Origin of the sequence: Flexibacter flexilis DSM 6793, assembly GCF_900112255.1 — a bacterium.
Classification (GTDB): Bacteria; Bacteroidota; Bacteroidia; order Cytophagales; family Flexibacteraceae; genus Flexibacter; species Flexibacter flexilis.
Genome location: NZ_FOLE01000005.1, coordinates 11,683 through 23,882, shown reverse-complemented (window position 1 = coordinate 23,882; position 12,200 = coordinate 11,683). Strand labels below are relative to the sequence as shown.

Genomic DNA, 12,200 nt, shown 5'->3' with positions numbered 1-12,200 from the left:
GCGATAGATTTAATAAAAAGAACCGCCCAACTTATGTTTAAGTTGGGCGGTTCTTTTATTTTTCGCGGGTCGGAAACTGCTTTTTGTGCATCAACTCGCCGAGTCGGGAAAGAATCGTGAGTTTGCCGCCGTAGGTTTCTTGCAGCAGTTCGGGCGTGAACACTTGTTCGGTTTTGCCCGAAGCCACCAGCCGCATATTGAGCAGTATTATCCAATCAAAATACTCGGAAGCCGTTTGCAAATCGTGGTGTACGACTACTACGGTTTTGCCCGCATCGCGCATTTGTTTGAGCAGTTCGATAATGGCCGCTTCAGTGGCCATGTCCACGCCTGCAAAGGGTTCGTCCATGAAATAAATATCTGCGTCTTGTGCCAAAGCACGTGCCAGAAATACGCGTTGTTGTTGGCCGCCAGAGAGTTGTGAAATCTGACGATTGGCAAAGCCTTCCATGCCTACTTTTTGCAGGCAACTAATCGCAATTTCTCGTTCTTGGCTGCTGGGGCGTTTGAAAAAGCCCAATTTCCCGTACAAACCCATCAGAACCACGTCCAGTGCGGAGGCCGGGAAATCCCAGTCCACCGACTCGCGTTGCGGCACATAGCTAATTTTGGCGCGTACTTTATCCAGTTCACGCCCAAAGAGTTTGACATAGCCGCTACTAATCGGAATAAGCCCCATTGCCGCCTTAATCAGGGTTGATTTGCCCGCGCCATTTGGCCCGATGATGCCCGCCAAAATGCCTTTGGGCAACGACAAATCCACGTCCCAAAGTACAGGTTTGCGGTTGTAACTGACGGTCAGGTCATGGATTTCGATTACTGGATTTTCGGCTTGAACTATCATAGAAGTAACTACACAAGGATAATGTTTTTTCCAAAATAAACATCATTTAATAAAAATGCAAAATGTAGCAATATTTAATTTGTTGTTTTTTGGGATAATTCAAGTAAATATTTGTGATTTAATTGTTGTTAAAATAATAATTATTGAGTGTTTTATTGTTTCAAAAAAGTAAAAATAATAGTTGCTACTGGCGTGTATATTGTGTCTTTTTTTAGTGCAAATGGTTTTCATATAAACATTTTTTGTAATGTTATATCAAATTATATTACATCATTTCTGTCGAAAATTTTATCACACTATCAGGTGTAATATGTAAATATTGTTTTTTGTTATATGCTTAAAATCAATATATAAGAGATTTTACTTGTCTATTTAAAGACTCATTTCGCCGATATAAACTTGTATTTTGTCGAATTTATTGAATGAAGAGAATCGTATAGTTTACTATTACTCATCTACTAAAGAAAGTAAAAGTTATTTAAACAAATAACACCTCTACAAAAAGATACTTTCTACACTAAATAAATGCAAAATACAATGAAAACATTAGTTGCAAATCCACTCAAAATTATTTTTTTGTTTTTGTGTATCAGCACGCTGATGAGCACCCAAATAAAAGCCCAAACCGCTCCAGGTGGCGTCGGATTGGGCGACGGTACGTCGGCTTTGCGGCTTTGGCTCAAAGCAGATGCGGGTGTAACGGGCACGCCTGTGGCGCAATGGAACGACCAAAGCGGACGCGGCAATCACCTTACGCAAAGTTCGGCCTCCAACAAACCCGCCCTAACGGCCAACGCGCTGAACGGTTTTCCTGCGCTTACGTTTGATAACAATGATTACCTTTCGCTCAATAGCGTGCTGGGTAGCGAACTTTTTGATAACGACAGCGCAACCATTTTCTTTGTCAAACGCTCTACGGGCGGCATCGTGTGGTTTACGTGGGAGTCGGTGTCTTCCAATCGTTTTGGCTTTGAGCTGAGCAGCGGCAACACGCGTTTTGATTGCCCGAATCCGACCAGCGGACAAGGCCAATTGGTCGATACGGTGGCCATGCTCAATCGCTGGCGACAAGTAACCGCCCTCAAACAAAGCACAGTTCAAAGCATTTATCTAAAAAATGTACTGAAATCTACGTTTACGTATTCTCCCGCACTGACGCTTACCACGACGGCCACAGGTAATTTGGTGGTAGGCAAATATCAGGGTGGCGCGTTGAGTTGGACGGGCGATATTGCCGAAATTATTTTGTACAAAACCGCCCTTAATCCCGCGCAACGCAGCATTGTAGAAAATTACTTGAAAGCCAAATACAACTTGCCCGTAGATGGCGCAAATTATTATCAGGGCTACGCCGCTACTTACATTAAAGACATTGTGGGGATTGGTTCTACGTCGTCCACACTCAAACAAGCCGCCACACAAACTACTTCGGGCGGATTGTGGCTTTCGGAAGCTAACAGCAGCCTGACGGGAACGGCTTTTTTGATGGCTGGACACAACGGGGCAAGTACTGCTGATGCGGTTACGGATTTGCCGACAGGTTTTACGAATCACTGGACGCGCGATTGGTATTTGCGCAAAACCAACAGCCTCGACGCACAAATTACGTTTGATTTTGGAGATGCTGGCCGCGCTGCCCCCACTTCGGCAGATGGTTACGCGTTGTTTTATAGAAATGCTACGACAGGCGCGTATTCTGTCGTGAATACATCAGGCACGGTGCTACAAAATGGCGACCAAATTTCGTTTACCGTACCCAATACTTTTTTGCAAAATGGTTATTATACAATAGGTTATAGCGCGATTCCTGCCCAAACTTTTTATAGTTATAATGGCAATTGTGCGGGAGCAGGTTGTAATTTTAATGTGGCTGCCAACTGGACTACCGACCCGTCGGGGACTACGTGGGTAAATGCGAATAACATTGCGCCGCGCCCCATCGACAATATTGTGATTTTGGCAGGCCACAAAGTAAACGTAACGGCTAACAATCAAGCCAAAGCCAATAATTTGTCTTTGTTGGGTACGTTGGATATGTCCACGTTCAATGGCGGTAGTTTTACGACGGTTTCGGGACAAGGTTTGCTCCGTATTGCGAGCACTAATTTTATTTCTTACAATACAATGCCTTTGCTCAATAGCGGCGGCGGTACGGTGGAATATTATGGCGCAAGTGCTTTTAATGTGCCAAATCTTTCAGGCACAGACCGTTATTATAACATTGTTTTTAGTGGCGCAGGCATCAAAACGCTACAAGATAGTTTGGTGGTAAGTGGCGATTTGACCATTCAGACGGGCGCGACATTGGCCGCCGTTGCCAACAAGATTACGCTCAACCAAGGCAATTGGGCGAACAATAGCGGCACTTATACGGCCAACACCGCCACGCGTGTTTCTTTTACGGGCACGGCCACCCAAACCATTACGGGAGCAACTAATTTTAAATTACTCAACATTACTTCTACGGCTAAAGTCCTGATGGCTTCGGCCAGTATCAATGCCGACACGTTAGGGGTTTTTGGTCAATTGGATTTGAGTACAACGCCTTCGCACGCTTTTGGGCGTATTCGCGGGTCGGGTTTGTTGCGTTCGGAAGGCGACAACTGGACGATAGGCGACCATATCGGCAGTTTTACACGTAGCGGTGGCGGTACGGCAGAATATTACGGCGCAGGCAGTTATTTACTGTCGGCTTCTGTGAATAATTTTAACCACCTGACCGTAACGGGCGGCGGCACCAAAACTATGCAAACGGGGATTGTGGTGAATGGCGATTTGACCATCGGCGCAAATACTTCGTTCAGTGATGCAGGCGTAGATTTGAACGACATTGTTTTGTATGGAAATTGGGTGAATAATGGCACATACAACGCCACGCAAAACGAAGTTACTTTTAAAAATGCGGCTACTAACCAGACGGTTACAGGCATTACGACTTTCCATTCTTTGACGCTGGACATGGCCGCAGGCCGCAGCGTTACGCTTTCTGCTAACACAGACGTAAGGGTAAACGCGAATCTTTCACTTAAAAACGGGAAAATCGTGTTGTCGGATAATACCTTGCGCCTGAGCGATGGTGCGGGCTTTGTCGTGCCTGTGGGTGGTTTTGACAATACGCGCATGATTCAGCAAGACGGTACGAATGGTAGCGGTAGTTTGCTGATCAAAGAAGGGGCAGACATGGCTGAGTTTCAGAGTCTTTTGTTGCCAATCGGTACGAACTCGGATTATACGCCTGTTTCGTTGAGTAGTGTGTCGGGTAGCGTGTCGGGTACGGCTACGATTGCCTTCAAATCTATTCCGTTTGCTTCGGCTGCGCCTAATATTCTCAAACGTTATTGGCGAATCGAAACGACGGGTTTGAGTGGTGTAACCGATGCCATGCTGGATTTTTATTTTGTTTCTACGGATTTGAACGGCAGCCCAACGGTTGTCAATAGGGTAGAAGATGGCATTTCCAACACCGTAACAGGTTCTTATTACAATTTGGCGGGTTTGCGTTTTGGGGTGAGTGGTTCGGGTAATAATTATCTGACACAAGACTGGCGTTTGGGTAGCAGTTTGGTAATTCCCAAAACCTATTACACCTATGGTGCGGGTGGCAATTGGAGCGGTGCAACCACTTGGACAACAGACATTACGGGTCAGGATTTGGTAGAACCACCTGCCGCAGGCCCAACCATTCAGGACGTTGGGGTAATTCTCAACGGCGGCGCAGTAAACATGGACGTAAACAATGCTCGTATCACATCGCTTACGATTTTGGAAGGTGGTTCGTTGGATATTAACACAACTACTGGCCACAATTTCGGGACGGTTTCGGGGCAAGGTTTGATAAAAACCGTTTCTACCACATTGCCGACGGCTACTTACACCTCGTTTTTGTCGGCTAATGGCGGTACGGTGGAATACGATGCCACCACTTCATTCAACTTGTCGGGGCTGTATCCTTCTTATAAAAACTTGATTATCAATTCGGCCAATGCCACAGATACCGTGTCGGTGGCAACGGGTGTTTTTGCTTCGGACAGTTTGGTTTTGTATGGAAATTTGACAGTTCAGCGAGGAATCGTCAGACTTAATACTTCTTCCGCTGCTGCTGGTAATACGGTGGTGCTCAATGTAATGGGAGATGCAAGCATTGCGGCTTCGGCGCAATTGCGTGTAGGCAATCGCCGCACATTAGGCGCGTACAACAGCCTAAGCGGTGGCCTGAATGCTTCTACTGTTCCGACTTGGCGTTATCATTTCTTGCATAATAGAATGTATGTGGGCGGCAATTTTACCAATAGCGGCATTGTGCGGTTTAGTAATTTGGCGCAACCTGTGTATGACCGCAACGACTCGACGGGTGCGGCAGTGCTTTGGTTCAAGGGCGCGGCCAACAATACCATGCAACTCAACAATACAACCGACCTTTACAACCTTATCATTGACAAAGGAACGGACAGAACCTTTTTACTAACGCTCAATTCTGCCGATAGTACTTATTTGCGCCTTTTCGGACGCAACGAATGCGGCAACGCAGGCGGCGGCAACAATCCCGAAATGCGTAAAGCCCTTTGGATTCGTAACGGAACACTTAAACTCACGGGCAGTATTTCCATTCCAACCCTCACGGAAGGCACAGGTGGCGGCAATCCTAACTCAGATTTTTATATTCCAGCCAATGGCGCGTTGTGGATTGCCGACGACAACGTAAGAATTTATAATACAATAGATTCCTATGCGCAATCCAATGTAGGTGGCCTTACGGGTACGATGGTTTCGACGGCTTTGACGGGTGGTGCGCAATCTTTTTCAATTTATGGTTTGTTCCGCATTACAGCAGGCAAATTTGAGTCGCGCAATTGCGGCGGTTTTATTTTCTGGAGCAATGCCGACGGTATCATTCAGATAGAAGGCGGAACGGTTATTGCTTCGCAGTTGCGCAGCGCGGGCAGTTCGGGTGGTAAATGTTCGTTCCTGATGAGTGGCGGACAACTTTCGCTCAAAGGTCGCGGTTATGGCGGCAGCGGTACGCAAAGTTTGTTTGGTACGTTTAGTATTTCGCAGGCCAACAACGTGTTTAATATGTCGGGTGGCCGCATCACGATTACCGATGTAATTGGTTCGGGTAATAGCTTTATTCCGTCGGGTGGTACTATTCCCAGTGCCAATGCTTTTGAGGTACAATCTACGGTGGACAATTACAGCGTAACAGGCGGTACGGTGGACATTTGGGTAAAATCTAATTCAGGAAATTATAACTACGAAATAGGCAGTACCGCCCCGATTTACAATTTGATTTTGACTAAAACAGATGCCAGCCCAACGGTTTCTGCACGCAACATTTACGCGCCGTTGGTGGTGAGCAACGACTTTACACTAAGTTCTTCGTTGGGTTCTGCTTTCGAATTTCAGACCATACGCACCAACGTAAGTGTAGCTAATAATTTTTCGTTGGGGGCTAATGTGCTTTACGTGCCAGACAGTACCAATTATCTGACTTTCAACGGAACAGGCAATACCCAAACGGCGACTTTGAACGGAACGCTTAAGCCTGCTTTGTATAATTTGGCTATTAATAATCCGAATGGCACTGTGAATTTGGCGGGCAGCTTGGCCACAGTGCCCGTTCTCAATCGCTTGCAACTGCTGGCGGGCACGCTCAACGACGGCGGAAAAACAATACAAGCAATCGGTAACGTAACCAACAACGCAACCCATACGGGTACGGGACAAGTAAAACTTAATTCGGCAGCCGTGCAAACTACTACGGTTACGGCGCAAGGTTCGGGTTATACGAGTGTGCCAACGGTTACCGTTTCGGGCGGCGGCGGGGCTGGAGCTACGGCGCAGGCTTATTTGTCTTTGTCCACGATTACGATTACCAATGGCGGTTCTAATTATGCTTCTACGCCTACTGTCATCATTGGCGGCAAAGGCTATGGCGCATCGGCTACGGCGGTGATCTCTGGCGGTGTGATTACGGCCATCAATATTACTAATGTCGGTTACGGTTATGAAGGTTTGGCTACTATTTCGCTTTCGGGCGGTACGCAAACTTCCCCTGCAACGGTGGCAGCTACTTTTAGCGTTACCATGAAAGTTTCTGAAGTTCGGATTACCAATGCGGGCAGTGGTTATACTTCCGCCCCGACGCTGACTTTTTCGGGTGGCGCGGGTACAGGTGCAGCCGCAACAACGACTATTGGCGGTGCGCAAGTGATTGCGGGTAGCGGTTCGGGTATTTTTGCGAATCTAAATATTGACAATAATAGCGGCGCAACACTTACGGCCAACGAAGCTGTAACGGGTACGCTCACGCTTACTAATGGGGTTTTGAACATTCAGCAATACGGTTTGGATTTGGGAAGCAATGCCGCCATTAGTGTAAGCAGCCCAAGCACCAGCCGCATGATAAAAACGAATGGGCAAGTTTCAGACGTTGGGATTACCAAAACGTTTACGTCTGCGACAGGTACGTTTGTGTTTCCTGTGGGTTCGGCCACGTATTACACGCCTGCCGTTGTGCAAGTGCTCAGTGCCAGCAACTACGGGGCTATTAACCTCAAACCCGTAAACGATTTTAATCCGTTTTTGGCCAGTGGCAATGCCTTGAAATATTATTGGAAACTCAATTCCACAGGCTTTACGGGAAGCAAATCTTTGCGTTACAAATTCAAATATACAGGCCTGACCATCAATGGAACAGAGGCGAGTTATATACCAGGTTATTTTGATGTAACCTCAAGTCTTAACTGGACAAACGAATCGGTTTCGGATATGAATACGGCCGCCGATACGATTCGCTTTGATGGAACGGGTAGCGGCGTAAACTACATTAACGGCGATTATACGGCAGGCCAAGTAGATGCGTTCCAATCGACGGTGGCATTTTATAGCCGTACCAGTGGCGATTGGAACAGCCCAAGCAGTTGGTCAACCGTGTCGCATACGGGAGCCGCCGCCACTACAACGCCAAGCGTAGGCAATCCCGTGTTTGTGGGCAATGGCCATACCATTACACTCACCGCCAACAACAAAGCCTGCGGCGCACTCAAAATAGAGTCGGGCGGCGTGGTGGACATTGGTACAAGTACAGGCCATAATTTTGGGGCTTTGTTTGGAGAAAAAATTATTGGTAGCGGATTGATGCGCATTTCGTCGGCAACGGCAACGGCGGAGTTTCCGCGTGGTGATTTTGGTCAATTCTTGGCTTGTGGCGGCGGCAGTGTCGAATATTATACCACAGGCGCACAAGATTTCTTGATTCCGTCGCTTTCGGCAAGTTCAGGTTCTTTGGCCAGTTACAATTATTTGATAATCAATGCGGCGGCAAGTCGTGGCATCACATTGCCCAACACCAATTTGAGCATTTGCAAGGATTTGACGGCCAAAGGCGCGGGTACGGCCTACATCAGTGCAAACACCAACGGCGATATTTCTGTAGGCAATAACCTGAAAATTACGGCAGGTACGTTGCAGTATCCGAGTGCCGTGAATCGTAGCATGTCGGTTACAAATAATGTAGCGGTTTCGGCTGGCGCAACTTTTAATGTAAACAATACGGGTTCGGCTACGCACGCCATGAGCATCGGCGGCAGCCTTTACAATGACGGTACTTTTGATATGTTTACGGCGGGCAGCTTGTGCAACACTACGTTCACGGGTGCGGCCAACGACAGCATTGCGGGTACGGGCAGCACTACCGATTTTGCACGCCTCACCCTCGACAAAGGCACGAGCCAAGCCAGTATTTTGGAAGTAAATGTGTCTAATATTTCAATTTCGGGTTCGCTTTCGGGCACAACCAAAGCCCTTACGCTCAACAACGGAACGTTTTATTTCAATACCAACAACGCAAGTAACGCCATCGCTTTTACCAACGATAATACGGCTTGGTTTATTCCAGCTACTGCGCAATTGTGGTTGAACAATGGTATTTTCCAAGTAACACAAAACAACGTTTCGGGCGGGATTCTTTTATCTGGAAAAATTAAAGTGTCGGGCGCGGCCACGCTCAATGTGGCCAATACAACGCCTTCGGGAAGTGTCGAGAATTACATCGAATATTCGGGCGCAGGCAATCCGTCTATTGAGATTTCGGGCGGTTCGCTTACGGTCGGTTCGCAAATTCGCCGCAACCCGAACGTACCAACGGGCAGTCTTAATTATACGCAATCGGGTGGTACCGTACGCATTGGCCACAACGTTTACGCTCCCCGAACAGGGCGCGGCGTGCTCGAAGTGCTCAATGCTGGTAGTAATTTTACCATGACGGCGGGAAGTTTGTATTTGCTTACGCCTCAGACTTCTACGCCAACTATTGCGGCGTTGTATCTGCAACCCGAAAATAGTTCGGTAACGGGCGGCACGATTTATTTGGGAAATAACACGACTGCTGTTACGCCAAGTGCTCGTACTTACCGCGTGAATGTTTCTATTCCTTTGTGGAATTTGGAGCTAGCCAACTCCATTACTTCAGACAGGCCAGACGCTTCTCTGGACGTGAACGGCCTGAATGTTCGCAACAATTTAATTCTTAACTATTCAACCAATCAACTTATAACCAATGGTTTGCCTGTTAATATTGGCGGCAATTTCACGAACAACGGCACGTACACGGCTGGCGGAAATCGCACGACCTTTGACGGAAATGTGGTTTCGCAAAGCCTAAACGGCACGTCTTACACTACATTTAATAAGCTCATCATCAACAATACAAACGTTTCGGGCGTGGTTTCGCCTGCTACCGTAGGTTTTACAATCACCGATACGCTTTCGTTGATGGCGGGCACATTGCACGACAACGGCCTTACGCTTACGGCTTTGGGCAATGTCTATAACGCGGCTGCGCATAGCAGCTCGGTGGCAGGCAACTTGGTGTTGGCCGCCGCCACACAGCAAAGTATCGGTGGTAATGGCAACGGCAAATTTGGTCGTCTTATCCTCAACAATACGGCAGGAGCTTTAATGACAGCCAGCCAAACCATTAACACCGAGCTTGCACTTACTGACGGGATTCTGGATATTCAGGAATTTACGCTTACCTTCAACGAATCGGCTACGGTGTCGGGCGTGTTCGGGCTTTCGCGCATGATTCGCACTACTGGCCAACTCTCGACGGGCGGCGTAACCAAAAAAGTAGCGGCTGGTGCTTTTGATTTTACGTTTCCGATAGGGGTTTCCAGCACTCCGAACAAATACACGCCTGCGCGTTTTGTGGCAACGGCCAACACTGCCGCAGGAAGTATAAATATTATACCTGTCAACGCCTCGCATCCGCTTACGGATATGTCTATTCTGAAAGAATTGGGCTTTTTCTGGCGCGTAACGGCTTCGGGCATGGCTAATTTATCGGTAAAAAACTTGTTTTACTACGACCAATCCGACGTAAAAGGCAATGAGTCGGCGTATGTGGCGGCGGTGCTTAGATCGGGTACGGTTTGGGGCTTTGGTACGACCACCACGGGAACGGTTAATGTTACAGACAATGAAATTCGTGTCGATGGTGGTTTCAATACTTCCAACGGCGGCGTAAACTACATTACAGGCGACTATACCACAGGCGAAAGTGATGAGTTTAAGGCGATTCAGACCTATATCAGTGCCCAAAATGGCAACTGGGACAACCCTAACACTTGGACAATTGCGCAAGTACCCCCGACGGGTGTGCCCGTAATTATTGATGCCAACCATACCGTAACCATTACGGCTAATGCGAAGCGCGTCAATAGTTTGGTGGTGCGTAGTAATGCGGTGTTGGCCTTAGGCACGACGGTGGGGCATAACTTCGGCACGGTGTCGGGTACGGGTACGATTCAATTGGGCTTGGGTACTTTCCCTGCGGGGAATTACGCAGCCTTTACCAGCGAAGGCGGCGGAACAGTCGAATATACGGGCAATGCTTATACATTACCGACCCAAAACGTTTATAATCATCTCAAGATTAGTTCTTCAGGAAATTTGATAATGCCAAACCGTGATTTGGTGCTCAACGGTAACTTTGTAATAGCTTCGGGTACTACCGTAAATACAGCTTACAACCGTAATATCAAGATTTCGGGCAACATACAAAGCGACGTAGCCAACGGTTATGCGCAAGGAACAGGCTCTATCACGATGGCGGGTAGTGGCGTGCAACTTATTAAAGGTTCGATGCCGCTTTCTATTAACCGATTTATTGTACAAAAAGCGTCGGGAGCGGTTTTGTTGCAACAAAAGTTGGTTATCCGTGACCGCATGACGTTTAGCAGCGGCAATATTATTACGGCCAATGATACTTTAGAGTTTTCGGCCAGTATTACCGTAAGCGGTGGCAATGCCAGCAGTTATGTAGTAACGGATGGTACGGGCGCACTCAAACGCCGACTGACTACATCAGGTGCTCCAATGGCTTTCCCCGTAGGTGATGCGGCTTATTTTACGCCGTTTAACTTCCGACTCAATTCAGGTACGCTCAATCAGTCCTTTGTTTCTGTCCGCGTTACAGACCAACCGCACGCACAACGCGGCGCAACTTCTTCGTATCTAATGCGTTATTGGACGCTCGAACCCCACAATATTTCGGGACTTGTCAATTATAATGTATCGTATTATTATGGGTATATGGAAGAAGCCGTAGGCGACAATACAAATTCTTTGTTCAAGCCTTACAAGTATTCGGGAGGCCTTTGGACTTCGGGCGGAACGCATACGCTTGCTGCCAAATCATGTACTTGGTCGTCAGTTACTTCCTTTAGCGACTTTACCGCGGGCATTGACATGGGCGCAGTCCCTTTGCCTGTTACCTTGTTGAGTTTTGATGCGGTGGCACAAGACAACCATACCGTACAACTCATCTGGCAAACCGCCGCCGAGATGAATAACAGCCATTTTGTAGTAGAACGCAGTGCAGACGGCAAAAACTTTGAGTACGTGGCCTCCGTCAAAGGCGCAGGCAATAGCAAAACGCTCTTGCATTATGGCCTTACAGACCACCAACCTTATACGGGACAAACCTCGTATTATCGCCTCAAACAAGTGGATTTTGATGGCCAATTCCATTACAGCCCTTTAGCGGCGGTTCATTTGTTGCATCACCCTGTTAGTTTGCAATGGGCTGTATTCCCCAATCCCGCTGACATAGCCGACGAGGTACTTGGCGACTTGTCCACTTACGAAGGCCAACAAGTGGTAGTGAAAGTAACAGACATTTTGGGCAAAGAGCATTTGCATCGCGATTTGTGGGTAGAGCCAGTTTCCGCAAGCAAAACCGTCTTATTCTTGGCCAAAGATTACCCAACAGGGATTTATACTTTGTCCATCACAGACCAAAACGGAAATACGGAAGTACAACGTTTGGTCGTAAAACAATAAATTAAATAAATAG

2 protein-coding genes are annotated in these 12,200 nt (G+C 47.5%); one reads left to right on the top strand and one right to left on the bottom strand.

Going from position 1 to position 12,200, the window contains the following annotated elements; translation table 11 throughout:
- Nucleotides 1-55: 55 nt before the first annotated feature.
- A complete protein-coding gene (locus BM090_RS09260) occupies nt 56-844 on the bottom strand; it encodes a metal ABC transporter ATP-binding protein (protein WP_091511372.1) in 789 nt (262 codons plus the stop codon).
- A 537-nt stretch (nt 845-1,381) separates the two neighbouring features.
- On the opposite strand from BM090_RS09260, the gene BM090_RS09255 reads away from it, so the two are divergent.
- The gene (locus BM090_RS09255; RefSeq protein ID WP_143083932.1) at nt 1,382-12,187 is read left to right on the top strand and encodes a LamG domain-containing protein; all 10,806 of its coding nucleotides are present in this window, start codon (nt 1,382-1,384) and stop codon (nt 12,185-12,187) included.
- Nucleotides 12,188-12,200: the final 13 nt, after the last annotated feature.

What these genes read in the sequence shown, in the direction of transcription:
- BM090_RS09255 (WP_143083932.1), top strand. Translation starts at nt 1,382, where the DNA reads ATGAAAACATTAGTTGCAAATCCACTCAAAATTATTTTTTTGTTTTTG.
- BM090_RS09260 (WP_091511372.1), bottom strand. Translation starts at nt 844, where the DNA reads ATGATAGTTCAAGCCGAAAATCCAGTAATCGAAATCCATGACCTGACC.